Source organism: Sphingobacterium sp. Ag1, assembly GCF_000988325.1.
Classification (GTDB): domain Bacteria; phylum Bacteroidota; class Bacteroidia; order Sphingobacteriales; family Sphingobacteriaceae; genus Sphingobacterium.
Window position 1 is genome coordinate 91,640 of the sequence record NZ_LBGU01000031.1, and the last position, 25,357, is coordinate 116,996.

The 25,357-nt window shown below is 37.5% G+C and carries 25 protein-coding genes; 10 read left to right on the forward strand and 15 right to left on the reverse strand.

From position 1 onward, the window contains the following. Positions 1-35: 35 nt before the first annotated feature. On the reverse strand, positions 36-932 hold the full coding sequence (locus AAW12_RS07535; protein ID WP_046672991.1) for a cyclase family protein: 897 nt from the start codon (positions 930-932) through the stop codon (positions 36-38). Between the two features lie 546 nt (positions 933-1,478). Here AAW12_RS07535 and AAW12_RS07540 point away from each other — a divergent pair. Then, positions 1,479-1,931 carry an Hsp20/alpha crystallin family protein gene (locus AAW12_RS07540; RefSeq protein ID WP_046672992.1) on the forward strand — a complete coding sequence of 151 codons (453 nt, stop codon included), beginning with the start codon at positions 1,479-1,481 and terminating at the stop codon, positions 1,929-1,931. Between the two features lie 277 nt (positions 1,932-2,208). Beyond that, positions 2,209-3,237: an LLM class flavin-dependent oxidoreductase gene (locus tag AAW12_RS07545; RefSeq protein WP_046672993.1), complete on the forward strand. Its 1,029-nt coding sequence runs from the start codon at positions 2,209-2,211 to the stop codon at positions 3,235-3,237. Here the strand turns inward: AAW12_RS07545 and AAW12_RS07550 are convergent, their stop codons facing one another. After that, entirely contained in the window at positions 3,238-3,819 is a 582-nt protein-coding gene (locus AAW12_RS07550) for a Crp/Fnr family transcriptional regulator (RefSeq protein ID WP_046672994.1), read from the reverse strand. It abuts the gene before it with no gap. 309 nt (positions 3,820-4,128) lie between these two features. Here AAW12_RS07550 and AAW12_RS07555 point away from each other — a divergent pair, with 309 nt between their 5' ends. The 5 genes from AAW12_RS07555 to AAW12_RS07575 all read left to right on the forward strand — a co-directional run bounded on the left by AAW12_RS07555 (position 4,129) and on the right by AAW12_RS07575 (position 8,595). After that, on the forward strand, positions 4,129-5,130 hold the full coding sequence (locus AAW12_RS07555) for an alpha/beta hydrolase family protein (RefSeq protein ID WP_053003568.1): 1,002 nt from the start codon (positions 4,129-4,131) through the stop codon (positions 5,128-5,130). Between the two features lie 142 nt (positions 5,131-5,272). Beyond that, positions 5,273-6,058, forward strand: a complete 786-nt coding sequence (locus AAW12_RS07560) for an aminoglycoside 6-adenylyltransferase (protein WP_197083997.1) — start codon at positions 5,273-5,275, stop codon at positions 6,056-6,058. A 153-nt stretch (positions 6,059-6,211) separates the two neighbouring features. Beyond that, the gene (locus AAW12_RS07565) at positions 6,212-6,946 is read left to right on the forward strand and encodes a helix-turn-helix domain-containing protein (protein WP_046672995.1); all 735 of its coding nucleotides are present in this window, start codon (positions 6,212-6,214) and stop codon (positions 6,944-6,946) included. 73 nt (positions 6,947-7,019) lie between these two features. Next, the gene (locus AAW12_RS07570) at positions 7,020-7,553 is read left to right on the forward strand and encodes a dihydrofolate reductase family protein (protein WP_046672996.1); all 534 of its coding nucleotides are present in this window, start codon (positions 7,020-7,022) and stop codon (positions 7,551-7,553) included. 235 nt (positions 7,554-7,788) lie between these two features. Then, positions 7,789-8,595 (forward strand): hypothetical protein, encoded by an 807-nt coding sequence (locus AAW12_RS07575; protein ID WP_046672997.1) that lies wholly within the window; start codon positions 7,789-7,791, stop codon positions 8,593-8,595. A gap of 128 nt (positions 8,596-8,723) precedes the next feature. Here the strand turns inward: AAW12_RS07575 and AAW12_RS07580 are convergent, their stop codons facing one another. Together AAW12_RS07580 and AAW12_RS07585 are read right to left on the reverse strand one after the other, a co-directional pair. Continuing rightward, positions 8,724-9,275 (reverse strand): antibiotic biosynthesis monooxygenase, encoded by a 552-nt coding sequence (locus AAW12_RS07580; protein WP_046672998.1) that lies wholly within the window; start codon positions 9,273-9,275, stop codon positions 8,724-8,726. Between the two features lie 271 nt (positions 9,276-9,546). Then, on the reverse strand, positions 9,547-9,927 hold the full coding sequence (locus AAW12_RS07585; protein WP_046672999.1) for a hypothetical protein: 381 nt from the start codon (positions 9,925-9,927) through the stop codon (positions 9,547-9,549). Between the two features lie 551 nt (positions 9,928-10,478). Between AAW12_RS07585 and AAW12_RS07590 the strand changes: the two genes are divergently transcribed. Then, complete coding sequence (locus AAW12_RS07590; RefSeq protein WP_231585226.1) at positions 10,479-11,444, forward strand: SDR family oxidoreductase; 966 nt, start codon at positions 10,479-10,481, stop codon at positions 11,442-11,444. Between the two features lie 329 nt (positions 11,445-11,773). After that, on the forward strand, positions 11,774-12,568 hold the full coding sequence (locus tag AAW12_RS25375) for a hypothetical protein (protein WP_053003569.1): 795 nt from the start codon (positions 11,774-11,776) through the stop codon (positions 12,566-12,568). A gap of 397 nt (positions 12,569-12,965) precedes the next feature. Here the strand turns inward: AAW12_RS25375 and AAW12_RS07600 are convergent, their stop codons facing one another. From AAW12_RS07600 to AAW12_RS07615, 4 genes are read right to left on the reverse strand one after another with little or no spacing between them, the layout of a single operon-like run. Beyond that, positions 12,966-14,693, reverse strand: coding sequence for an IPT/TIG domain-containing protein (locus tag AAW12_RS07600; RefSeq protein ID WP_084823106.1), 1,728 nt, complete (start codon positions 14,691-14,693; stop codon positions 12,966-12,968). A 4-nt stretch (positions 14,694-14,697) separates the two neighbouring features. Further along, positions 14,698-16,365, reverse strand: coding sequence for an IPT/TIG domain-containing protein (locus AAW12_RS07605; RefSeq protein WP_156167575.1), 1,668 nt, complete (start codon positions 16,363-16,365; stop codon positions 14,698-14,700). Positions 16,366-16,369: 4 nt separating this feature from the next. Then, a complete protein-coding gene (locus AAW12_RS07610; protein ID WP_046673002.1) occupies positions 16,370-18,076 on the reverse strand; it encodes an IPT/TIG domain-containing protein in 1,707 nt (568 codons plus the stop codon). Positions 18,077-18,081: 5 nt separating this feature from the next. Next, positions 18,082-19,767: a hypothetical protein gene (locus AAW12_RS07615; RefSeq protein ID WP_046673003.1), complete on the reverse strand. Its 1,686-nt coding sequence runs from the start codon at positions 19,765-19,767 to the stop codon at positions 18,082-18,084. Positions 19,768-20,192: 425 nt separating this feature from the next. On the opposite strand from AAW12_RS07615, the gene AAW12_RS07620 reads away from it, so the two are divergent. Beyond that, complete coding sequence (locus AAW12_RS07620; protein WP_046673004.1) at positions 20,193-21,164, forward strand: Rpn family recombination-promoting nuclease/putative transposase; 972 nt, start codon at positions 20,193-20,195, stop codon at positions 21,162-21,164. A gap of 222 nt (positions 21,165-21,386) precedes the next feature. Here AAW12_RS07620 and AAW12_RS26725 read toward each other — a convergent pair whose 3' ends face one another. The 7 genes from AAW12_RS26725 to AAW12_RS07655 all read right to left on the reverse strand — a co-directional run bounded on the left by AAW12_RS26725 (position 21,387) and on the right by AAW12_RS07655 (position 25,240). Further along, positions 21,387-21,509: a hypothetical protein gene (locus AAW12_RS26725; RefSeq protein ID WP_262506840.1), complete on the reverse strand. Its 123-nt coding sequence runs from the start codon at positions 21,507-21,509 to the stop codon at positions 21,387-21,389. A gap of 1 nt (position 21,510) precedes the next feature. Next, positions 21,511-21,798: a hypothetical protein gene (locus AAW12_RS07625; RefSeq protein WP_046673005.1), complete on the reverse strand. Its 288-nt coding sequence runs from the start codon at positions 21,796-21,798 to the stop codon at positions 21,511-21,513. A gap of 283 nt (positions 21,799-22,081) precedes the next feature. Further along, positions 22,082-22,546, reverse strand: a complete 465-nt coding sequence (locus AAW12_RS07630) for a GyrI-like domain-containing protein (protein ID WP_046673006.1) — start codon at positions 22,544-22,546, stop codon at positions 22,082-22,084. Positions 22,547-22,553: 7 nt separating this feature from the next. Beyond that, positions 22,554-23,027, reverse strand: coding sequence for a YdeI/OmpD-associated family protein (locus AAW12_RS07635; protein WP_046673007.1), 474 nt, complete (start codon positions 23,025-23,027; stop codon positions 22,554-22,556). 3 nt (positions 23,028-23,030) lie between these two features. Further along, positions 23,031-23,660: a hypothetical protein gene (locus tag AAW12_RS07640; protein WP_046673008.1), complete on the reverse strand. Its 630-nt coding sequence runs from the start codon at positions 23,658-23,660 to the stop codon at positions 23,031-23,033. Between the two features lie 69 nt (positions 23,661-23,729). Beyond that, positions 23,730-24,437, reverse strand: coding sequence for a helix-turn-helix transcriptional regulator (locus AAW12_RS07645; protein ID WP_046673009.1), 708 nt, complete (start codon positions 24,435-24,437; stop codon positions 23,730-23,732). A gap of 272 nt (positions 24,438-24,709) precedes the next feature. Beyond that, a complete protein-coding gene (locus tag AAW12_RS07655; protein ID WP_046673011.1) occupies positions 24,710-25,240 on the reverse strand; it encodes a hypothetical protein in 531 nt (176 codons plus the stop codon). Positions 25,241-25,357 lie beyond the last annotated feature (117 nt).

A 25,357-nucleotide genomic window follows, 5' to 3' on the forward strand; every position in this document is an offset into this window, starting at 1 on the left:
TAGTTTTCTTAGTAAAACGTAGTTTACATTCGAACTTAAATATTTTTTTCAATCGAAGCAAAAGCTCTTACCGGAAATGTCCCGACACCTTTAAATTTTGGTGGGGCGGCGGTGAAGGAAAAACCCTCAGATGGTAATTTATATAAATTACAGAGATGTTCAACAATCAAAATCCCTGCTTCCAGTAGCTCTGTATGAACTGGTCTTGTTCTGCCAGCCGTGTCATCTATATTATGGGAATCAATACCTACAAGTTTGACGTTACAATCCCGAAGATACCTTGCCGCCTCCTGAGTAAGATAAGGATGATCCTGATAATATAGCTCTGTATTCCAATGAACATCCCAGCCAGTCTGTATTAGCACTGCCTTATTTCTGATTTCTCTGTTTTTAAGATGATGTTCCGTGATTTTCAAAGTATCGGTAAATGGTATGTGAATCTTTACGGCATCAATCTGCGCAAAATCCTTCAATGCTGTTTGTGCCGTATCGTTGCCATCAGCAAATCTATGAAAAGGACAATCAATATACGTTCCAGTGTTAGTAACCATCTCAATCTTTCCAATGTGAAAGGTAGTACCGCCGTCATAATTTTGCTTTGACTGTTCTCTCGACAGGAAATCGCAAATATGTGGTGCTGGCAGACCTTTGTAAGTTATCAGACCATCTTCGATTGTGTGACTAAGGTCAATTAACAATTCTTCTGCAACACCATCATCAATTGGTTTACGTTTGTGATGTTCAATCAGGATTTCCTTATTTAGAATATTCACCTTACCAACCATAAGTAGCCTCATATCTTGGACGATATATTCTGCCAGGGCACTATCGCTAATATCGTCGCCGATTATATCCAGCCTGAAATCCTCACCTTTGATATTGCCCCCATTTGTAAAGTATACCTCGAAATCAAATTTTACTCTTTTTTGCATAAGATATTTTTTATTGTTAAGGTGACAAAAATGTAGAATTCTAAATATTGTTTACTTGACTAAATAAAAGCTCGCTATTATTCATGGCAAAAAGACATTCAATGTTTTGGATCAATTGATTTAAAGGGTTATTTTTCAAGCGATATACATTTTAAATTTTGACCGTACTTTGAGGTCAATCAGCAAACAATTAGATCTATAAAAGTAGTGAATAATATCATACTATTTTATTCAACTGCCCAGGGTTTATCATTCGACTATTTTTGAAAAACTTTCTTGTCCTGCTGTTCCATTTCCTTAGGCAAAGTCAATTGGAGAAGATGGTTTTTAATTTTCTGTCCTTTATACTTGAACTTTGATTTTAATGCCTGATTATTTTCGAAATAGCTCCAGTCCGATTTAAGCTTAAAATCTGAAAATTTGACAGCCTGTATGAAAAAAATTCAGATTTTGGCAAATGGCATTCTCTTTGATTTGGGTCTTATACAGCTGGCCAGCTGGAGTGTTATTAAATTGATTGTTAAACTTATTTAAAAGGAGATTACAATGAATAATCTAGTGAGGAGAAACGGAAACAGCAATTTAGGCTTTTCCAGCATCTTTGATGATTTTTTCGGTCGTGAACTTTTTAACTGGGGCAATAACAATTATTCATCCACCAGTACGACCGTACCTTCCGTAAATATTAAGGAAACTGGAGACGCCTATGAGGTGCAGGTTGCAGCACCTGGCATGGACAAAAATGATTTTCAGATCAGGCTCGATGGTAACCTGCTTACGATCTCATCCATGAAGGAAGATAACAGAGAAACTAAAGAAGATAACTTTACCAGACGGGAATTTAGTTATCAATCTTTTCAGCGAAGTTTCGAGCTTCCAAAAGATGTTGTGGATCAAGATAACATTAATGCAAAGTATGAAAACGGACTGCTCATGTTGACCATTCCTAAAAAAGAAGACGCAAAGCAGAAACCTCCTAAAATGATTGCGATATCATAAGTGAACGATAGTGAAAATGGCTACCCTCCGTAGCCATTTTTTTTGAATTAAGGTCATATTATACTTAACGTTATACTATCCTCAGCTTTTTTAAAACCATCATTTACATCTTAAATTTCATAATTTAGTATTGGCTGCAAATTGCAGTTCCGTTAACTGCCAATCTAAAATGAAAAAAACATTTTTTTTGATGTAGATCATCGTTTTAAGCCGTCGGAAAAATTGAAATTTAATTAGCTTTTCAATAAGGGAAATCTATCAGATTAAATCAATAATTATGGAAATAGGAATAGATAGTTTTATAGCAACCGGAGCATATAATGGGGGATTGAGCTCAGCGGAAAATATGACGGCCATGGAAACGCTGTTGTCGAAGATAGCGTTTGCAGATCAGGCAGGATTGCATGTCTTCGGGCTCGGGGAACATCATAGAAAAGAATTTTTGGATGAATCACCGGCAGTCATACTTGCGGCGGCGGCCGCCAGGACTAGGCAGATTCGTCTAACGAGCGCGGTCACTGTACTGAGTGCCGCAGATCCTGTAAGGGTATTTCAGGAATATGCAACATTGGATATTATTTCTAAAGGGCGGGCTGAAATTGTAGCTGGAAGAGGGTCTTTTATCGATGCTTTTCCATTATTTGGGTTCAACACGCAGGACTATGACGTACTTTTCGAGGAGAAAATCAAATTGCTTCTAGAAATACGTGATCACGAAACAGTAACCTGGAAGGGAAGATTCCGGGCAGAGCTGAAACAGCAGGCAATATATCCTAGGCCGGTGCAGGAGCAGCTTCCTGTCTGGATAGGAGTAGGAGGCACGCCACAATCATTTATTCGTGCCGGAATACTGGGGCTCCCATTAATGGTAGCCGTCATCGGGGGTGAAACCCATCGCTTTCGGCCTTTGATAGATTTATATTACGAAGCGGGAGAAAAGGCCGGACACCCTCGGGAGAAGCTTAAAGTAGGGCTACATTCACTCGGTTTTGTAGCAGATACAACTTCAAAGGCTAAAGATCTTTACTTTCCGGGATATCAGGAAATGATGGGTAAAATTGGAAAGGAGAGAGGCTGGTCGACACCCACACGGGAAATGTTTGAGGCCCAAGCCAAACCGACAGGTGCCTATGTTATTGGCAACCCCGAAGAAGTTGCAGAAAAGATATTGCGGCATAGTGAGGCTTTGGGTGGGATCTCAAGATTTACATTTCAGATGGATAACCCAGGACTGAGTAGGGAAGATATGTTTAGAGCCATTGAATTAATCGGAACAAAGGTAATTCCCCTGCTAAATCAATCCTAATTATTTTTTGACTGCCCGGGACCTGATTCTGCTCAGCGTTTCTTTGGTGATCCCTAGATAAGATGCAATCAATTGCTGTGGAAAGCGCTGTGTAAATTCAGGATAGCTATCAATAAGCATATTATAACGTTCTTCAGCCGTCATACTTAGGGCAGCATTGATTCTTTTTTGGCTTGCATAAGAATAATTTTCATCCAATCGGCGTGTAAGTTCATTCATGATTGGAAGGGAAAATACCTCCGCTGCGGCTTTTTTCGTCAAGACAAGCAAATCAGTGTCTACACAAGCTTCAATATTGAAGGCGGAGGCTGTGATTTTTGCAAAACTTTCCCGATCACCGACCCACCAGCCTTCAATATAAAGGCTCATGATGTGTTCGGCACCTTTTGCATCTATACTGTATTTTTTCATAGCTCCTTTGACAAGAAATCCCATGTGATTACTTATTTCACCTTCTTTCAAAAATGCCTGACGCTTTTTTATTTTACGGTGAACAAAATTATTTTTTAGGATCCCAATTTCATCTAAGTTTAGGGGCCTGGAAACCTTCGAATTGATATAGTTGATTAAAGTATCGTACATCAGTCGTTGTTTTACCTGGCACAAAAGTAAATATACCAACTTTTATTTTTTTATGTATTTTTAGTTTGGATGTTTTATTCGTCAGCTAAATTGGATGTTTAACCCATTCGTATTGAAAATAAACCACCCAAGGCTAGCAGCTTCGTCTATACCTGAGCTGCTATTTAAAATATAGCATTGCGGAGAAAACTATTTTATGGTTAAATATAACCATTGATCTAATAAACTTACCGTTCGTAAATTTGTCTATTGATAGGTGGTTTGTCTCTATTTTCAATTGATAATAGCCTAAGTTTAGTCGTATCGAATATGAATATCCCATTTAGTTTTGTTTTGTTGAGTCTATTTTTAATGATTTATCATACACCGGTCAAAAACGTTGGTGAACGTAAAATTGCGTATACTGATTCTATTCGAGGGCGTCCTTTAAGTGTGCAGCTCTGGTATCCGACAGAGGACAGCAATGTTAAGGATACAGAACGGCCATTTATTTTACCGCCTACAGCAAAAGACGCCGCATTTATACAAAATAAACATCCATTGATCGTGTTGTCTCATGGTACTGGAGGCGATCGATTTAGCTTATCTTGGCTGGCGATTGAATTGGCGAAAAACGGATATCTTGTTGTTGCTCCAGATCATTGGGGCAACACGCTCGATAATAAAATTCCTGAGAACTTTGTACGCTATTGGGATAGACCGCTAGATATTCGTTTCTTGATTTCATCATTACTTGACGATACACGGTTTAATAGCTATATAGACAGCAATAGGATTGCCGGCATAGGATTTTCACTGGGGGGGTATACTACTTTGGCGCTTGCCGGGGTCAAACTGGATTGCGATATGCTCAAGAAAAACGCTTCGTTAGCCGAAAACCGAAAGCAATTTGTCGTTCCTGAGTTAGGTGACCTCCGGGAATTAATGCAAAGAATATCCTGCGAACGGGTGCCCGCAGATTTAAGAGATAGTCGCGTTAAAGCCAGTATAGCCTTGTCTCCAGCCCTTGGGCTTGGCCTTCGAAAAGCGAAGCAAACGAATACATCACCAGCTTTGATCATTGGCGCGGCAGAAGATTCGATAGCTCCTCTTAAAACGAACGCACTACAGTACAATAATGTCCTTAAAAATTCAAAATACAGTGTACTTCAAGGTAAAATAGGACATTACATTTTCTTGAATGAAGGGAAGCTTCAATTGGTTAAAGATGAGCCTACTTATTATCGCGACCATAATGCCACGGACAGAAAATCAATACATCGACAATTGGTAGCCGAAATACTCGCTTTTCTTTCGGAGCATTTAAAATAACTATCAGTGAACATAGCTCGCAAATGCAATTCGCTAGCGACGTTCAAGGAGCTTAATGCAGTATGATATTCTTTTAGTGCAGAGATCGCTAAAATAGAACAATGCTTAATTAACTGGGAGAATTACCAATTCTTAAAAGAGTATGATGATACAACAAGCATTTGCTTATAAAGCAAAGGAAATTTTAGAACCAGATGACAATGTGATTGGTTTGGCAATTGCGGGGTCCTGGCTAACAAATGAAATTGATGACTTTTCAGATCTTGATCTAATTTTGGTAACGAGACAACGAATTTCTAACGACAGAAATCTTATGTTGGACTACGCGAAAAGACTAGGGAATTTTTTGTCGGGTTTTACCGGAGAGCACGTTGGAGAACCGAGATTATTAATTTGTCTTTATGCCGATCCTCTTTTGCATGTTGATATAAAATTTTTAACAATTGAAGAATTTAAAGTCCGTATTGAAAATCCAACACTACTAATCGATAAAGACAAACAACTGGAAACAATACTTTCTCAGACCGTTGAAAAATTTCCTTACCCAGATTATCAATGGATTGAAGATCGTTTTTGGATCTGGGTGCATTACGCGTTGTTAAAAATAGGACGGGGAGAATACTTTGAAGCATACGACTTTATGGCATTTTTACGGATGGTTGTTTTTGGCCCATTGTTGCATATCAAAAATGACAATTTACCCCGGGGTGTTAGAAAAGTCGAACAGGATTTGCTCCCCGATGATCTCGAAAAATTAAAACTCACCCTTCCAACGTATGATAGAAAATCTTTATTAAGCAGTTTGAGGAATGGCATATTGCTCTATAGACAATTGAGGCGAGATCTTTTTGACGATGCCGTTACTTTGCATAATGAAACGGACAAAAAAGTAATGTCGTATTTCGAAGAAATCGAAAGCCGGAGATAAATTAAAACGGGATGATATTCAAATTTGGAGTTTTTCGCGTGATAAAATGTACTTCTGCGGTACTACTTTTCAAGAATGCGCCTCCGAAAATACATGAGTGAATTCTGATCATAACTTCGTATTTTACCGTAGTAAACTGAGCCCATAAGACTAATGGAATACAAGAAAGTGAAACCTTATAAAGAATTAGAATCCTATATTCATTTTTATTGGGAACTGAAAGGAAACGAATATGAAAAAGGGTGGGAGCGTGTTTTTCCCGATGGTTGTGCTGGAATCCTATTGAATTTAGGGAATAAATGTTTGACTGATAATGGTTGTTTTTCGATGGATTCTGGGAAAACCTATGTAGTAGGTGCTATGACTGCTTTCAAAGACAGCCTTATTGATAACGATACGCATCTCATTGGCGTTTGCTTAAAGCCTGCGACTTTTGCTAATTTTTACCGTTATGCTTCTCAAAATGAATTAACAAACAATACCGTCGAACTTGAAAAGTGCATCGCCTTTCGTGTTGATAAAGTGCATGAAGATTCATTCAATTATTTCGATCGTTTTTATTCCGAAAGGCTAAAAACCAAAACAAATCAGTTACACACTGTGATTAACGATATACATTTATCCAAGGGAAGAATTAGCGTTTTTGATCTGGCAAAAAGAAATTGCACAACGGTGAGACAGCTGGAACGCAATTTCAAAAAGCTTATCGGACTATCACCAAAAGAATATTCAAACATTATCCGTTTTCAGCATGCATTGTCCTTAATCAGAAATTCGAAACAAAGCCGCAGTTTTATGGATATCGCTTTTGAATGTGGCTACTACGATCATTCACATCTCAGTCTTGAAATCAGACGAAATACAGGACTTCTACCTTCGTCACTTTAATTTTGTCGCATTTTTACAAAATGTCGATGATACCGTAGATGTAAATTTGCTTAAACTTTAGAACTTTAATCATATGCGAAAAATTTCACTTTTCATTGCAATGAGCCTGGATGGATATATTGCAAAGCCCAACGACGACTTAAGCTTTTTGAAATTAGTAGAAAAAGATGGAGAAGACTATGGCTACGCTGAATTTACGTCCCGGATTGATACCATAATTGTTGGCAGAAAAACTTACGACTATGTTGTTCGCGAAATCGGATCATCGCACTACGACAATGGGCAGCGAGATATTTATGTCATTACAAGAACCGAAAGGCCACAAGTAGGTAGGACGATTTTTTACACAGGGGACTTAGCCGAATTGTCAGCATACCTAAAATCAGGGGACGGTAAAAATATTTATTGTGATGGTGGCGCGGAAGTAATCAATGAGTTATTGAAGTACGGCTTAATAGACGATTTTTTCATTTCGGTTATTCCGGTTCTGTTAGGTAATGGAACAAGGCTTTTTAGAGATGGAAGACCTGAGCAAGCCCTAGAATTTATCACAGCAAAAGCATTTGATACTGGATTGATACAGCTGCATTACAAGTGTAAAAAATAAAGAACAGCGCGTGCAACTGTGACATGTTACTTTAGCGGGCCTGGTATTTCCACTTCTTGGTTCTGGTTGCGCAAAAATTTACCACTGTACTGCGAATCATAATTTTCTGCTTACGGATTTTAAATAGAGGACCATGGATATTGTCCAAGACCTTATTTTTATTTTTGAATAATAGAGAACTGCAATGGCATAAACTGTAAAGGTTATTGCTTTGCTTAAGTCTGAACTAAGTCTTATGAAATCAATTGGGAAATTTCTTCAATGGTCGGTGGCTGCAGCCTTCATCTTTGTCATCATTTTTTGGGGCAATAGTTACCGTTATTTTATTTATGCGCTGGTATGCTCTGCTTTACTTTATTTCCTCTTGCAAAAAATGATCCTTCGCAAATTAGGTAACGGAGATGCCCGGGAGGAAGTCCGCTATGATGTGAATGGAAAACGCATAACGATGCAAGGCGGCAAGCGCATGGTGTTTGCGGTCCTATTGGTAGCAGTTTATATTTTAATAATTTCCGTTTTTTCTGTAAGTCCATCTTTGGAGCGGAAAGAGTTTGTGCTGACGCATCCAAGCTGGGTTGCTACAGCACCCGCTATCCTAAACTTCGAGTCTAAAATACACAGAGGAAAGACAAAATACGCGTATTTAAATATCGAATACCGATATACTGCCAATGGACAACAGGTCTTGCGGAAATTAGACAAGGCGGAAAAGCACTATGCATTTTTACCGGTTATGAGCCAGCGACGTTTTGAAGGGATGCGGACTGAACTGTTGGACAGAGCAAAGAGAAGAATAGCTGATAAGGAATACATATTGTTTTATAATCCACAAAATATTGAACAGCAAACGTTTTTTCTTGCAGACGATTCCTTTTATCTGCAAGGATCTTGGCTATACGATATATTATTTGTCTATTTATTATTATTCTTATTCATTGTAATTATAGTGTTTCTGTTTAGAAAAGACTATAATAATAGGATGAAAAAATCTAATTCGACCATTCATTATTATCGTCGTACAGATTATTATGAAAACAGATAAAGTTTTTTTGCGGTTTCATAAAGCCTGAATTTTCCCTTACTATTAAATACCACAAAGAAATTGTTTTATGAGTGCGGAATTTGCAAAGCTGGGTGTCGTTTTCTCTGACAAATTTTCTCTCATTTAAGTTACCGATAAAGCCATTTTTTTATCCATTTTGTATAGTTTGGCATAATGACATAGACCATTAATGCAACAACAGCACAAGATATAAACAGTGAATCAAGCAACCGGATGGGAGGGAATCCCAGCCTTTTTAATATTGGAAGTAAAATTAACGGAATTACTATTGACAAAGGATAAATAGCCGACCATGTTACCAAAAACTGCTTCCAGCGCACCGGAGGCTTCATCGTGCTATTTTCCGAAGTAAATAAAAAATCAAGTCCCGTGTTAATGTAATAATTATCATCTTTTGCCAAAAGGGGGCGGATTTTTTCAATCAATTGTTTTCTATCGTCGGATTGCATCCAGTGTTTCAAATTACTTATCGTATCAAAACGAATGATAACGGTATAGAGGTACGTTAACCCCTGAATCGGACGAATGATCTGCCAGTCGATAAGCCCTCTGGCATTTCTGCAGAGCGGTCCTATCTCATTCAGCCATTGCTCATAGTCGTGATCCCTTCCCTCTCTGATATGGTGAGAAATTACTACTGTTGCTCCATTAGTTTCCATAGACCTAGCGTTAAAATGAATGATTTGAAAATTAAAAATTGTGTTATTTAAATATATTATAATCTGCGTTTATAAAGCGTAAAAAAAAAACAAAAATATTCCTATTAACGGGTTGCCTGAACGGAGTGCCAAGAGGCTCGCTCCGGTTATTGCTTCCTTACATCCCTGGCAGGTACATGGAGTGATCTCCTTCGATAAGGCAACGATCAGTACATGAATTGCTAATGATGGAAATTCAAAGTCCTCTTCCATGAAATTGTTTTTACAAAAATCAGAAATCCTGCCATCTATTAGATGGTTTGAAGGGAACTCTATTTGGCTTTATTTTTTTCCAGTCCCGATACGCGAAATGTCTGCTAACCGTTAAATAATAGCGCCAACGCCAAAAACACAGCGGGTTAATTCTGTAAAGCCTAAATATTTCCATATTGGTCATTTCTGGTTTGGTATCATGGATAAATCCATACATTGTCCACTTGCTCATCCAAGGGACATAAGTATCTATGTATTCAATGCTGGTAAACGCGGCGTTTGCATTAGCATATCGAAAATGGTCACCATCAATGGCCTTTAATATTTCTGTCCCTATAATAGGTGTATTGGGTATAACCAAAATACATAGTATAATTCCTTTAATAAATTTTCCTTTCATATCTTTTATTGACAATTTGTGCTAGCTATCGGAACTACACGACCTAAACGCTACATTACTTTAGTAGTATCTGATGTTTTCTTCTTTAGATTATTTTCGATAATACTGAGGCCATATAGTCAAAATGTCCACCATTGACTACATAGTTTTTCGGCCGTCAAAAACAAAATATATAAATTGAGTTTCCGTAAATTTTCGTTAACATTTTATGTTGTTGATAAATGAGTGTTGCTGTATTTCATCTGTCTAATGAACCATCGGACCTAAATTAGGCCTATTAAAACTTAAATCTTTTGACAAAGGGCAAAAAATCGCAGTAAATTTTAGATGGCATCGCAATTATAAAATCGGAAAATCTTGCTTCGAAAGCATTATTTGAGAAGTTTGGTTTTGAACTTTATTTTAGCGGACCGGAAGAAAGTATGGCTATTTCTTTAAATACTAACAATAAAAATATCAAAAAGGGATATTAGTCGGTCATGCAAATTTCAATAAAGCGGCATCAATTAGCATGTAAGATATCCTCAAGAAATTGTCCGTCTTAAAAATCAGTGGCATTTTTTCAAATCCCTTCGTTAAAGGGCAAATATAAATACCTACCAAACTTTTCAGACTTTGACTTTGTTCACTTTACGGATGAATCGGTAAATGGTATGAAAAAAGCAGCAAGTAAGAAGATTCGACCGTTGCAAAAGCAAAAGCGACCCGGATTGGAAGTAAATATGACACCAGTTCCTGACACTTCACCGTTAACGTATCCTGCAGAAGGAAAATTGCACAATAAGGTAGCGTTAATTACGGGAGGAGATAGCGGCATAGGCAAAGCTGTAGCTTTGTTATTTGCGAAGGAGGGAGCTGATATTGTTATTGCCTATCTTAGCGAAACAAAAGATGCAAAACAAACCCAGAAAGAGGTTGAATCCTTCTCCAGAAAATGTATGCTGATTAAAGGGGATTTAGGAAAAGAAAATCACTGTAAAAAAGTGATTGAACTTACGATCAAAACGCATAAGCAAGTTGATATTATCGTTAATAATGCAGGTCTTCATTGGGAAACAGAATCAATCGAGAAAATCACCACTGAACAGTTAAACAAGACATTTCAGAATAATTTCTTTTCCTATTTCTGGATTACGAAGTATGCCATACCGTATCTTAAGAAGGGGGCAAGCATCATTAATACATCCTCTGTGACTGCATATCGAGGCAGTCCAAAGTTGATCGATTATTCTGCAACAAAAGGAGCAATAATTTCTTTCACACGAAGCTTGTCAGCAAATCTTATCGCTAAAGGAATTAGGGTCAATGCTGTTGCGCCAGGTCCGGTATGGACTCCATTGATCGCATCTTCATTTGACCCTAAAAAAAACTCCGAATTTGGAAGCGACTCCCCCATGGGGAGGGCAGGAATGCCGAATGAGATTGCACCAAGTTTTCTATTTCTCGCTAGCGAAGATTCGAGTTTTATAAGCGGTCAAGTTTTACATCCCAATGGTGGAGAAATCATCAATGGTTAATCAGCGAATAACTCACCTTGCAACAGCTTTAAGACTTAATTATGAAACATTATCCTTGACAGAAAGAGATATCGTTAAAGTGAATCGTATTCGTATTACTCAGGAACAGGTTGACCATCGGAGGCCGAACTGTAAATTTTGCCAATGAAATGGTTTAATGGATTATATATCTAATTATAGGGTATAAACTTTTAAAAATTTCCTGTTAAAATATTATCCCTAAAAACCAATTTCTTTACCTAAATTTGGATCAGTATTAATTTTCAAATTGTTTAACATGTTGAAAATTAATACATAATTTATTTTTACTTAGCCAAAGTTTTGTTTTTATGAAAAAGAAAGTTTTATTTTCATTATTTTTTTGCGTGCTAGGCGTACAACAATACTGCATAGCTCAGACGAACACATTTCCAACCACAGGTTATGTCGGTATTGGAACTACCTCGCCAGGGAATCTTTTACATATTGATGCGGGTAACCTCCGACAAGGGATAAGTGTTTTCGGTGATGGTGGGGCCGATGCCTATTCAGATATCATGTACTCAATAAAAAATCGTCAAAATATTCCGGTTGGGGGACCCGTAGCGTGGTGGATGAGTTATCGTAAGGACGGTTATTTTTCGGGGGCTGCTGGAGCGTTTACGCTAGAATTTTTTGCGGACAGACAAGGAGGGGGATATTTCGCGCCACTCAGTTTTAAATCAAATGGCGATGTCGTATTGGTTTCTCCTAAAAATGCCCAGACCGGCAATGTGGGTATTGGAACTATTTCACCCTCTGAAAAACTTTCTGTTAATGGTAAGATCAGGGCTCAAGAAATAAAAGTGGAAATCAGTAATTGGCCAGATTACGTATTTAATAAAGAGTACCGACTATTGTCTTTAGAAGAGACAGAAAGGTTTATTAATAAACACGGTTACTTACCCGATGTGCCTAAAGCAAGCGAGGTTGAAGCAAACGGTATTTCACTGGGTGAGATGAATAAAGTGCTTTTAAAAAAGATTGAAGAGGTAACTTTGCATCTGATAGAAAAGGATAAAGTATTGAAACAGGTTATTGAACGTCTCGAAAAATCGGAGATGGCATTGTCCGAGATGAGGAGTGAACGAGAAAAAAAACAGTAAAAATATTGTTTAACCGCTAACAATTAAAGCCTCCCTTGCTGACTGTCGAGGGAGGCTTTATTGTGCTGTATTTTCGGTATCTCCCAATTACCGCTTATAAAGCGGAAGTTTCTCCCTGCTAGGTTCTGCTATAGCTATACTTTTGCCTATATCATTTAAATTAAAGGAATATGGTAAATCAATTTTTGGTTAAGGATACCATAATAGCTATGCGGAGCTTTACAACTCGGTAGTATAACCTTTACGAAAAAATATTTTAAATAATATTATGTATTTGCCTTTAGTGTATGCGGCATGGGAAGCCATGCTCAAACTCGAAAGAGGTTTTTAAGTTTTAATCCTATGACACAGTTGGTGTTACACTCTCAAAAATGATCGTATTTATAATTCCTTTGTTTTATTTTGCTTCAAATTTTTGTGATGCTACCACTTCGCCATTTGGAATGTAGTACATCATCCGTATCGGTACAGGGCCTTTACGAATGGTGATAGGTACATATATTTTGACAGAGTTGTTATTGAATGATATTACTTTTGCAGATACATCACCTACGAAAACATTCACCATACTGTACATATTTGCAAATCCTTTGCCTGTTATCGTCATGATATCTCCAGCATATCCGCTAGTCGGCGAAAAGCTATCGATTCGAATACCGGGTACATCAATTGTTTCACCCTTATCGGGATAAACAGGGTAGTAGTCGCCGCCACCAATGCCAACTAGAAAAGTTTCTTTCCCAAAATTGGCATTCCATAGTTTAAATTTTAACATGGAATTCTTTGCAGCTCCACTAAAGATATCAAAGTCATTTATCTTAATAACGTAATTACAATGATCTAAAAAATTTCCTTTTAATGTGATCTCATCCCCTATATAGTAAGGAACCTTATTTTGTATCTCATATTTTAACTTCTTAATTTCTATTGGTTTTTTGAGTACAATATTGCCATATTGTGGCGTATTTATAGTCACTTTGTAACTACCATCAGCCAATCGAGGCATTTGAAAATGCATACTGTCCGGACCATAATAAATAGGTCCAGAAGAAAGACTATCACCTACAAAGATTTTCATATTGTAATAATCCGATCCAAAATACTGTAATAAATTGGTGAATCGCATGGTATTCATCTGTCTTGGATGCGCAACAATATTTGTCGTTTCAAAGAAGTCTTGATTGGGGCGGATCAGCTCAAGCTTTTGTTTGGCAATAACTGTATCCACGCCATTGTAATACCCCAAACGGATAGACTGCTGGGTGATTTTAAGCCCAGAAAGATTAATTTTGTCATTGTCATTGAAATAGGATAGAATCCTGTTGCCAATGATAAGGTTGAAATTTGAAACACCCCAACTGAGCCCATAACTTTTGATAGGAATATCATCACCAAAATAATGTGGGCCATTCGCGTTGAATTCCACCTTCCCCAGCAGTTTGATGCTTACCAGACTTTGTTCTCTTCCAAAATTGGAGTTCTGCCCGTTGCTAGACTTACTAAGGAGAATTGTCATGTTCTGGCCATGGTTCCCGAGATCTTTGGGAATCAAAATGTCCATAAAATCCTTGTCCCGTTTTACTATGCTGAGTTCTCTTTGAGGATATATATTGCTTACCCTTACTATATTATAGTTGCTCAGCTGTTCAAATTTTCCGGTTAGATGGAGTGTATCACCCAATGTGATCGGCAATACACTTTGCTGATCTACCCAAAAGTCCTTAACCGTAAAAGAGATGGATTTACTTAGGTATCGCTGTTTTTCGGTCTGTATATAGTAATAATAAGAATAATAAGCATCGAGCTCAAAAACCGATTTTGATTTATACTCCAGGTTAATTGGCCCAGCTTTTACAATCTTTCCAAGCGATACTTTTTCAGGATTACTGTTGTTTACTCCCATGATCATAAAACCATGGTCCAAGACGACTTCATCATTGAGATACTGAACCTCGGCATTTAGGGTCACTATTGAAGCCGTAACATTTCCTGCTGGAAGAGCTTCTATCTGTATCGGTTTTGTATCCGGGATAATTTCCTCTTTGGTACTACAACCCAGCCATACAAAACTCATCAATGTGAAGAGAAAGATTAGAAAAAGAGAATATACATTAATTTTTTTCATACAGTTACAAGATTTCAATGTATTGGTTGGTAGCTAAATCTTTATTATTGTAATTGAACCTTAACATTAATTTATACTTCCCTGGAAGTACGGTGTAGGGAATGGGGATCTGGATTGTTTCCCCATTTATATGTGAAGGAAAGAAGGCATAGTTGTTTAAGAAAACCATATCGACATCGTTCAGTCCTTTTCCTGAAATTGTTATATTTTGACCTACAGATACTGTTTTGGGGCTGACATCCGTAAACTGCGGATCCAATATTTTTATGTCCTGTGCTGGAGCGTCTTCCAATTTTAATTTGTAGTCACCGGGTGTGACGCGAGGGATCTTAATATCGATCTCCGTAGCCGATTTAGCTTCAAAGATTTCGGACGATGGACCAATGGAGAGCACATACCATTGGTTAGGTATAAATGCCCCCGTCAATGTCATTTGATCGAGCTGATATACTTCTTTCCGGGGTAGGGGATTTAGGATAAAGTTTTTCACAACAATCATCATATCACTTTTAACGGAGTACATTGGCGATACAAACTCCAATGGATATCGACCTTCTGGGAGGCCTTTTAAATCAAAAATTAGACTCTGATCGCTAAAATGAGCATCTGTTATTTTATGAGTTCCCACACGGATCTCGGGAAGGGTAGTGCCATAATACTTAGAAAAATCAAAATCATGGATGATAATAATTCCAGAGGGATGATATCCATTGGGTTCAAACTTAAGATGGGATAGGGAGGGGGCTTTAAGTTGCAGCGGTTCGGCAAATTCTACCACTTCATTCCCATAATCAATAGCCCACTGGATCGTATTTCCCTTAAATGGGCCAAAATCAGCAAAGGTCAACGCAGGGTTATATTCCACCGATTTTCCATTCATCACGACTTTAAGAGTTCCCGTTACAGGTTTTTCTATACCAATCCCACTGAGCGGCAATACATCGCCATAATAATAGGTATTTGGCAATGGTCTATTGACAGTTCCCAATAGTTTCAATGTTAGTAGTTTCCGTCTGTACTGATTAAGCCCATTTTCCTTTTTATGAAGCAAATAAATTTCCAACGACTGCCCATGATTTTTATTGGTAGCAGGAAGCACAAAAGACAGCTCCGAATTATCTTTAGAAATTTCAAACGGCACAGTCTCACTAGATTCGGCGTCCAAGCTGATAACGTAGTTTCTGTTCAGTTGTGCGAAGTCTCCCTTTATCGCTGCTTTTTGACCTATTTTGGCATAGCGAATATTATCCCCATCAATTTGAATAAGGTCTACTGAAAAACTATTCTGTACGCCTTTATAGAAGGCCTTTTTCGTTTTGACATAAAAGCTAAATCCATAGGTCTGCCCCATGATGAAATTCGCTTTTGCTTTGTAATCATAGACGATCTTTCCGACTTTGGCAGCTTCTTTCCCCATACTGATCTCAATCGGGTTTTGTGGATCCTTACTGAGGTCATAGAGCATAAAACCCACATCCAGGATCTCCTCTTTGTTGAGGCTGCTGATATTTCCCACAAACTGGATTTCACTCTCCGACATTATCTTCACTTCCAAAGTTTCCAGTTCGATTGCTACTGGATTGCTATTATCAATCGTTTCTGTTTTTTCACAGGATGCCAACGTCAGGGCAATAAGAAAGACACAATAGTGGAAGATGTTCCTGTGTATCATCAGCTTAATAGAGCTCAAAATAGTCATCGCTCTGGTATAATTTTTCGTTCATATAATAATTGATACGTACTTTCCCGGTCCCATTTATTTTGGGGATCGAAAAAGTGACCTTATTGTTGTTGATGATTACAGGTCGTAGATTTTGATCACCCAGCATAAATTTGCTGGCGTAGGCTATTCCTTTTCCTTCAATAGTCAGGATATCGCCTGACATTCCACGTTTAGGATAAAAATTATCGAAAGTAAATCCCTTGGACGTGAAATTTAACGTCTTATCAATGATTACATATTCATTATAGCTCTTGGGATAACCAAGTTTGATCGCTTTCACTTGATCAAACCAATTGGTGATGTGAAATTTCAGTTGATTATTTTGAGCAATACCCTCACCAATACTTTTTCCATCCTGGTCAAATACGATATATGGTTTACCTGAAATAAAATTTCCTTGAGCAGTTACTGTCTCTCCCCAAAAACCGCCCGAACGGTCCAATGTTGTCCAAGCCAGTTCCTGAACTTTTATTTTTTGTGGGTACTTATAAGTGTAGAAGCGACTTTTTATGATCAGTTCCTGCTCTCCGCTAGGTACCTGAGAAGCTGCCATACTGAGTAGATAGGTTCTGTAATCATAACCACCTGTAATGGGCTTTCCTCCCAGGGTCATTTCCATCTCTGGGAAAAACAAAGCCATATTTCTTGATTCCAGTGAAAATTCCCCGCTCGGGTGTATTGTTGTTTGAGCCATGCTGGCATCCATTTCAGTAGCTGGGACCAGTTCCAGTGGTTCCTTAAAATATACCGTATCTTTTGCATTGCAATAGCCGATCCGAAAACTGGTTCCCTTTAATGTCTTATGGTCAGAGAGTATGATGAAAGATGAAAATGGAAGGACAAGATCATTGATCAAAATTTTAATTCGACGATCATTTTCGTGCAGCGTTCCAAGGTTTGTGGACGACATTAGGATGATATCGGATGGATAGTAACGTTTTTTCGCCAATGGATCTAGCTTAGGCAAAAACTCAATCGCTAAGACTTTTTGTTGGTAGACATTGGGGTTTTCTCCTTTGCGTACCAAAGATATTTCGATTTCAGTACCTCTATTGAGATTGAGCGATGGGCCTATCTCGAAATACAGCGATTTTTTATCCTCGCTTTTTACGTAAGGGATGTCAAAAAGGTCAAATGCTCCAGAGGCTTTCAATCTATAATCGGAATCCAATCCTTCAAAATTACCTGTCACTGTAATTGTTTCTTTACCGTAAGCATATTTTTTAGGCTGGCTGTTAAAAGCGATATTATTTAGCGTAAAGCTGCGTTCTGCACCTTTGTAAAATGCATTGTTGGTTTTTATATAAAAATAATAAGTATAACTGATCCGCTGTTCGAAATTTTCAGAAGGCTTCACCAGCAAAGATGTCTCCCCAATTTGGGCATTCTTACCTATACTATAATTTTTTTCAGCAGATTTTTTACCATTGGCGTCGATTTTGGTTACCATAAAGCCAGCATCCAAAATATTTTCCTTGTTTAAGCTCTTTACTGTAGCGAGGAGGGTGACCTGATTAGCTGTGATGCCGGAGAATGAACCGGTTTCAATAACAATTGGCTCCTGACTGATTGTTTCTTCGTTGGATAAGGACTCCTTGTCGCCACAAGCAGAGAGAGAGCATATGATTATACTTATAATCAGTGCGTATAGATGTTTCATTTCTATTAATATTTTAGCTCGAAAAACTGTTCAGAAGTGAACCATTCTCCATTTTGAAAAATTGATATTTTATATTTTCCCGGTAGGATATACATGGGCATATAAAGATAGGCATTACCATAGTCATCAATCGTTGGGAACAGGACGCTCTCACCGATATGGACAGTAGCACCCCTTAAACCCTGCCCATGTAAGTCTATTTTAGTATTGTAATTGCCGCTCAAAGGTGAAATCCCAGTAAAGGTTGTAGCCTTTATTGCAACTTTAAGACTGGTATCGACCCAGGTTGGGGGATTCCAGTCACTGCTGTATCCAATTTTTACAATTTCGAATTCTTTTGTATTTGACATGGCATACACATCCAGGCTTCCATTGCGGGCAATGTTATCGTAGCCGGATCCCCCTTTTTCTACCACAGTATATCGTTGACCCTCCATAAAGTTGCCAAAAACTTTTACCAGGCTCATTGGCTCCACTGGCCCTGCACTTATCCCGGAAGGTTTAAGTTTTTCAACACGGAGTTTTTGCGTGCTTGTGTAGTTATATAAGTCTGTGAATATTTCAATAGGATAACTGCCTTCAGCAACGTTTCCTATCGTCAGATTGTCATCCTGTCCCCATAATATTTGCAGCTGTGCTGTTTTACCTGCAAGATTTATCGTTGACTTATCCCAACTTAAGGGCAAATATTGATCTAAATTTGCTGCATCCACACGGAGGGTACTTCCAGGATGTGCAAATGTGTTATAGAACTGGAATGCCGATTCAGAAGGGATATTCAATTTTATTTTTTTCGGAAAGATAATCGTGTCGGCACCGTTAAAGTAACCTATTCTAAATTCTTTTCCTCGTTGTCCGTTCAGTAAATCACCTAAATGATATTCCACATTGTAGGGAAGCACTTTATTGCCAATGATGATTTGGAATGGAGCATCGGTATTCGAACTAAGGCCCTGGCCGTAAAAGCGGATGACATCATTATAGGTATATTCGTAAGTTTCTGGTGGTAATAATGTGCCGAGGACAGAAACTTTTGCCAGGAAGGATGACATATACCTATTGTCCACCAGAACAAAATCAATTTCATTACCATGCTTCAAATTTTGCGGTACAGCAAATGAAATACTTGTTTTGTTGGTATTCAGCGTAAATGGGACCGGATCTGCAGCGATTGAATTTTTAGAACGCATATAGATACGAAAGGTATCATCAATTTTAGCAAAGTCGCCAGTTACGATCAGTTGTTGTCCGAGTGTCACTTTGCTATCTTCCAGCGCATTTACTTTGATAGGAGTGGGGACAAATTCACTTGTATTGGCCCAATATTTTTTATCTTTTGTTTGCACATAATATTGAAGGCGAAAGGCTTGACCACTAGTAGGAATGGTTAGGTCTTTTATCAATAAGCTGTTGTTACCAGCCACGGCTTGGTCTGTTATTTTTAGCCAAGTCGTATCAGCAGCGCCTAGCCCTTTGGAAGTGGTCAGCATAAAGCCGTGTTCCGTAATTTTTTCACTGTTAAGTGCCAGTATACGTCCCAATAATTTGGTCCCTTGCGACCCCAAGCTTTCTGGTATAAGTGTTTCCAACTCGATCCCTCTTTGTATCACTTCAACTTGGGGTTCAGTGGTCGATTTTTTACAAGAAATTAATAGACAAATAGTGGCTATTATGGCAATAATTCTTTTCATCAATTAGTTAATTTGAGCAAAAGTAATAAAATTTGCAAATTTTCATATGAAGAAAATTTAAACTCGTGTTAATTCTACGGCAAATCGTATAGCCTTTAGCACAAACTGCTGCGGTACACAGTGTTTCGAAGATAGAATTGAAGGAGACATACATCTTTGGTAATTATGATTTAGTCGTGCCGAGTGAGTCGTAAGCCAATTCCCATTCCCTGGGACATTCTGAAGACATAAAATGAGTTGCTATTTTTTTCGTACAGATAATAATCACGCATGCCCGTACCTTTATCTGCTATAACTTATTTTACGAGCATGATACGATTGCGACAGTGTACTTCTAATGGTTTCATAAATGTGAATTTACTAATTATTTTAGTATTCATCAATATATTGTTGTATATTTGATTGATAGCCAATTTATAAAAATTATGAGCAGATCAAAAAAACAGCTCGGTAAGTACGTAGATCCGCGTACCGATTTCGGTTGGAAATTTTACTTCGGTAGAGAAGACAACAAAGTATTACTAATTGAATTTCTCAATAGTCTGTTTCAGGGAGAGAAGATAATTTCGGATCTGAGATACAAGCCAGTAGAGTATGATGGCGATTATGAAGAAATGCGTCGTGTTGTATTTGATTTACATTGTATCGGCAGTGATGGTGAGGTTTTCATCATTGAGATGCAGCAGCTCTTCCAGGAGTTTTTTAAGGACCGCGCAGTGTATTATACTTCGCGTCTCATCAATAAGCAATTGGCGCGGGGCAAGAAGGGCAATGATTATTACCTGCCAGAAGTTTACTTTATCGGTATTTTGGAGTTTAATATGGATGGAAATGGAAATTCTGGCATACCCCGAGTCACAGAACATCCTTATTTTTATGATGTCGCACTCTGTGACAAGTTGACGAAAAAAATATTTTATGATAAATTGGGGTATAAGATGATTTCGCTTCCATTGTTCAATAAACAGCCAGAAGAACTAAAGACAGTTATGGATCAGTGGTTGTACTTACTTAAACACTTGAGTACCATGGATAGATTGCCATCATTTTTGGATAAAAGAATATTTGGTCTTATCTTTGAGATAGGAGAGATAGGTAAATTAACGGAGGAGGAACTCATGTCATACGAAGCACGTTTAAAACATAAGCGAGATGCGGAGAGCGTATTCAATTCGGCCCTGAAATCCGGAGAAGCTTTAGGTCACGCAAAAGGTCTGGCAGAAGGTCTGGCAGAAGGTAAAGCTAAAGGTTTAGCGGAAGGTGAAGCCAAGGGACTGGCAGAAGGGGAGCGCAGAAAAGCTCTTGAGACTGCTAAAGCATTTAAGGAAATGGGATTACCTATAGCTGATATTGCTAAAGGCACAGGGCTTTCGACCGAAGAGATCGAAAAACTCTAAGTTTCGGGAAGTGTAAAGTAAATTGTGTCAGCGGTCGGGGAAGCAAGTCCGGCCTTTGTGTTTCTCTCTGATAGGTATCTTTTCTATTCGATAATTAATTTACTATCTAACCAAAAGTATCTATTTTTAGGAGCTCATTGAACTGGTTCTAAGCTTTTAACCATTGAATCTATCATGGGTTTTGTAGGAGATAACCTTAACTTTCTCTAAGTGATCATTACCTTAATAGATCCATATAGGCTCTGTTTGACCTGCCTGTTCAAAGCCATTCTTTTTATAAAAGTCGATGGCTTTACCGTCGGCAGTAAGCATCTGCATATGAAAACCCCTATAAATCTCTTGCATTTTATGCATAATCAAACGCCCATCCCCCCATGCTTTGATAAGCCTTCGCTCCTTTGAAAATATCAGCAAACGTTGACCACGCAGCTTTTTCAGCATTTACATTTGCGTCTGTATTATCATAATACCCTTGGATGTCTCCAGCGTATGATGCCAAAGCCTCTAGAAAGTCGGGTAAAGTTTTGTTTTCCCAAGTTTCTGGGTGATGGAGCAAATCCCAGCGCAACAAATCAAGAAATTTGATGAAGCTTTGTTTGTCTTTTACTTTCAATTCATATAATTGATTATCCATGTATTTTTACTTATTTGATTGAAATTATTTTTACAAGTTTAATGAATAAATGTCCTTTTCTGTCACTGCGAAAAGTAGTATGATCAATGTAAAAAAGAAAAGATGTCCCATTAATATATTTGTGTTTTTATGAATAACCATCCATGATCCAAATCCGGTAGGCGATTGTACTTTATTTAAATTATTTATAATTCTTGGCAATGTATCCAAGTTTCCAGATCTGGCCAATTTTAAAACTTTGTATTCAATCACTTTTTGGTCTTTATTAGCTTATTTTACACAATTATTTGATTGACAGATAAGTTTCTACCTCAGCGTTATCTCCGTCGTAATATTTCTTTCCGTGGATTGTAAAATCAGCTTTGTAAGCACGTCTTGAATTCAAGTCTTGGTCTGCCCATATTTCTAACCAGGTTTCTACAATCGCTTGAGGCATTTTGCCCTTAGAAACAAATTTTTCGTAGTTGTCCGCTTCAATAATTATTCCTACAAAACCTTCGGGACAATTCTCTAGTGAATCAACAGACATTCCTATAATCGTTGTGTAAAAGCCTTTGAAATCAGATTTATAGTCCGTGTAAACGGCGTAGATTTCGTCACTGGTTTTATTGGGGATTTTATTCTGAATATCTTCAGTCCAGAATCTTTCCCAAAGTGCTTCGATGTCTTCTGAAGCTTGACCATTTTGATTAGTCGTTCTCACAGAAATTCCTGCGATATAAAATTTTTGAATCGTTATATTTTCCATTTTTACGCTATTTAATTTTGTTAACAATTTCGTCAATTGTTTTTGCAATCCGGTTCACTCTTGTCAGGTCTGTTTTTGCCGAATAGATACAGTTGAGAATCGTAATTTTTTTTCTTTCAGAATACGCTAAAAATGCTTCATAAACACCTTCAACTTCTTTTAGACAAAGAGTTAAGTCCTCTGGGATTTCAATTGGATTCACATCTTCATACAATATAATGTGAACATAATCGCCTTCCTGTTTTTTGATTTTTTTACGGATTTCAGATTTTATTGGAAGAAAAAGAAGGCCATTTCCCATTGATTGCAGATTATAGTTTCGGATTTTGCAACCGTCAATCGTTCCGTTAACTCTTATCAAGCCAAAAGGGGAGTTGTTATTTGGAGCGACTTCAGGTATTCTGGCAAACGTCCATCCCCCTTTTCCTTGAAATTTTTCAAGAAGATATACCTTGTCAACAAGTGGAATTTGTTTTGTCATTCTTTATGCAATTAAGTGCCAAAAATTTAATTCCATATTTTCTTTATCAGCAAGATTTAATAATTCCAGACCATAAAGATTCTCAAAATAGCCGAAACAGATCTGCTTGGTTTTTGCGAGAGTTTTACCAAAGGTTACTTCGGAAAATTTGTTTTCAACTAATTTTCCGATGAAATGCTCTTGAGTATTTTCAAAAGCACTTAAATATTCATTTTCGATATTCTCGGAAACTGACAATAATTTATCTGAATTATTAATATCATTCAAAGAAAATGTTCGTTTCTCGACGCAGGAAAAATGCGTCGGAATCTCAAAATTGTCTTTTTGTATTTCGTGATATTCGATTTTTACGGTTCTCCCATCAACCATTTCGAAAAAACGTTGAACTTCCGGTAGATGAGCTAGATTTTTACTCAAATCTTTTAAAGCTTCGATAGAATCCCCAAAAAGAACATTTGCATATTCATTTTCATAATTCCTGACCAGGCAATGAAAAAGGATACCTTTTTGTTGAGCCAAGACCGTTTCAAATTTTAACACAGCAAACAAAAGCTCATCATCGGTGATATTTTCTCTTTTTCTAAAACTCGTAAATTCCATAGCTTTTGCTGGACCAGTGTTGAGTAGAATCATATTTTTTTCAGTTTTAAATTTATACTGATGCAAAAATAGATCAGGCTAAAGACAGCCTTATGTCAAGGGTCACAAACATTTTTTCTCAATTAGGGCAATATATTCTTCGAAAGTAATTTTGTGCGGTACAAAAGTTTGATTCTGAACCGATAAGCTTTCGATACGATCTAGGCGAAAAGCCCTGTAGTCGTTTCTGAGTCTGCAAAGCGCAATTAACAGCCAATTTTCTTTTGTGGTGTAAATGGCAAAAGGTTCCACCATTCTTTCTGTAGTTTGATGATTTTCGGGAGAATAATATTTAATCTTCACCAAATTATAGTTTGTCAAAGCTAACTGCAGAATTGATAAATTGTTGCTTGTACGGACTCTTTCAGTATTTTGTCCGGATAAAATTCTGCTCGATAACATGTTAGCTTTATTTTTTGTGTTGTTTCTTAAAACTGCTTTTATTTTGTTGACCGCATCGGTGTAGTCTTTTACGAACGAAGCATCTTTATTTTTCAGAATCAATTGTTCTGCTGTTATCAGCGCATTGGCTTCACTTTCTGTAAACATCACAGGTGGTATTTTATAACCATCCATCAATGCATAACCTTTCCCTTCTTCCGTAAGAATGGGCACTCCGGCATCTTCCAATGCACGTATGTCACGATAAATTGTTCTTTTACTCACTGAAAATCTATCAGCTAGTTCAGAAGCTGTTATTAAGTGTTTAGTTTGTAAGCGGGTCAAGATTGCGGTCAATCGTGAAAGTCGTTTAGTATCACTGTTGCTCATTATTTATCTGATTGTTGATATTACCAAGGTGAAACATCATCATGTAAAAGTCTGCTTTTTACCGGTCCCAAGAGGTCCCTCGATAATACTCATTGGGTTGGCAAAGCTATTATTTACAGCCTCGTTTTGACTGAGGTTAAATCCAAAGGGAAAAATTTCAACAGGGGCGAGGAGTTCACAATTTTTGGGTTGTATTTTCTGCTGAAATGAACTGTTTGCATTAAACATGTTGGAAAACTATTCTTTTAGATAGGATATTAAAAACTTTCCATTTAGTAATCTGATTTTTCAAAATCAAATATGACCTTTCTTATGACAGGTTGTAAGAATTCAATCCAATTGTTGATATCTGTTTCGTCAAAATATACAAACCAGATATCACTAGAATTTTTGTAGATGTTATCAACTTTCTCAAATTTTTTCTTGTACCAAAGCTGTATATTTTCATCCATGCCAAAAATATAATGGTTACTAGGTGGCAAACGCAGTTTGTCTTTAACTTTATTTTCGAGCTCGGTTACTTTGGCTAGATCGTCCACTGTTAAAAAGAATGGGATTCTTTCCCTGAAAATAGAAGGAGAACCGATGTCATTGTTCTTGCTAATCTGTACTTCAACGACAAATTTAGAACCAGCATAAGCATCAAAACCACCTTGGGCACATTGGAACCAAATAACTAAATAGTGATCTTTTAATTGTTTGTAAAATCCCAGCATGCCACTTTTAGTCTTTTTAAACCCTGCACGTTTTAATTCGGGAAAGATAATTTTATTGATTATTCGATATACTTCCGTTGATTTCATTTTGCTTAATAGAGTTTTCTAAATATTTAGCTCTAATTTAAATAAATTAGTCCTCATTTTTCACTGATAATAGATTTGAGTGCCTCTAAGGAATAATTTTCCATAACCCTGTGTTTG

Coding starts and splice junctions, on each gene's coding strand:
- AAW12_RS07635 (WP_046673007.1), bottom strand. CDS start 23,027: ATGACAAAACAAATTCCACTTGTTGACAAGGTATATCTTCTTGAAAAA.
- AAW12_RS07585 (WP_046672999.1), bottom strand. CDS start 9,927: ATGAAAGGAAAATTTATTAAAGGAATTATACTATGTATTTTGGTTATA.
- AAW12_RS07545 (WP_046672993.1), top strand. CDS start 2,209: ATGGAAATAGGAATAGATAGTTTTATAGCAACCGGAGCATATAATGGG.
- AAW12_RS07565 (WP_046672995.1), top strand. CDS start 6,212: ATGGAATACAAGAAAGTGAAACCTTATAAAGAATTAGAATCCTATATT.
- AAW12_RS07600 (WP_084823106.1), bottom strand. CDS start 14,693: ATGAAAAAAATTAATGTATATTCTCTTTTTCTAATCTTTCTCTTCACA.
- AAW12_RS07605 (WP_156167575.1), bottom strand. CDS start 16,365: ATGATACACAGGAACATCTTCCACTATTGTGTCTTTCTTATTGCCCTG.
- AAW12_RS07620 (WP_046673004.1), top strand. CDS start 20,193: ATGAGCAGATCAAAAAAACAGCTCGGTAAGTACGTAGATCCGCGTACC.
- AAW12_RS07540 (WP_046672992.1), top strand. CDS start 1,479: ATGAATAATCTAGTGAGGAGAAACGGAAACAGCAATTTAGGCTTTTCC.
- AAW12_RS07560 (WP_197083997.1), top strand. CDS start 5,273: ATGATGATACAACAAGCATTTGCTTATAAAGCAAAGGAAATTTTAGAA.
- AAW12_RS07645 (WP_046673009.1), bottom strand. CDS start 24,437: ATGAGCAACAGTGATACTAAACGACTTTCACGATTGACCGCAATCTTG.
- AAW12_RS25375 (WP_053003569.1), top strand. CDS start 11,774: ATGAAAAAGAAAGTTTTATTTTCATTATTTTTTTGCGTGCTAGGCGTA.
- AAW12_RS07535 (WP_046672991.1), bottom strand. CDS start 932: ATGCAAAAAAGAGTAAAATTTGATTTCGAGGTATACTTTACAAATGGG.
- AAW12_RS07570 (WP_046672996.1), top strand. CDS start 7,020: ATGCGAAAAATTTCACTTTTCATTGCAATGAGCCTGGATGGATATATT.
- AAW12_RS07640 (WP_046673008.1), bottom strand. CDS start 23,660: ATGATTCTACTCAACACTGGTCCAGCAAAAGCTATGGAATTTACGAGT.
- AAW12_RS07580 (WP_046672998.1), bottom strand. CDS start 9,275: ATGGAAACTAATGGAGCAACAGTAGTAATTTCTCACCATATCAGAGAG.
- AAW12_RS07575 (WP_046672997.1), top strand. CDS start 7,789: ATGAAATCAATTGGGAAATTTCTTCAATGGTCGGTGGCTGCAGCCTTC.
- AAW12_RS07610 (WP_046673002.1), bottom strand. CDS start 18,076: ATGAAACATCTATACGCACTGATTATAAGTATAATCATATGCTCTCTC.
- AAW12_RS26725 (WP_262506840.1), bottom strand. CDS start 21,509: ATGCAAGAGATTTATAGGGGTTTTCATATGCAGATGCTTACTGCCGAC.
- AAW12_RS07630 (WP_046673006.1), bottom strand. CDS start 22,546: ATGGAAAATATAACGATTCAAAAATTTTATATCGCAGGAATTTCTGTG.
- AAW12_RS07550 (WP_046672994.1), bottom strand. CDS start 3,819: ATGTACGATACTTTAATCAACTATATCAATTCGAAGGTTTCCAGGCCC.
- AAW12_RS07615 (WP_046673003.1), bottom strand. CDS start 19,767: ATGAAAAGAATTATTGCCATAATAGCCACTATTTGTCTATTAATTTCT.
- AAW12_RS07625 (WP_046673005.1), bottom strand. CDS start 21,798: ATGGATAATCAATTATATGAATTGAAAGTAAAAGACAAACAAAGCTTC.
- AAW12_RS07555 (WP_053003568.1), top strand. CDS start 4,129: ATGAATATCCCATTTAGTTTTGTTTTGTTGAGTCTATTTTTAATGATT.
- AAW12_RS07655 (WP_046673011.1), bottom strand. CDS start 25,240: ATGAAATCAACGGAAGTATATCGAATAATCAATAAAATTATCTTTCCC.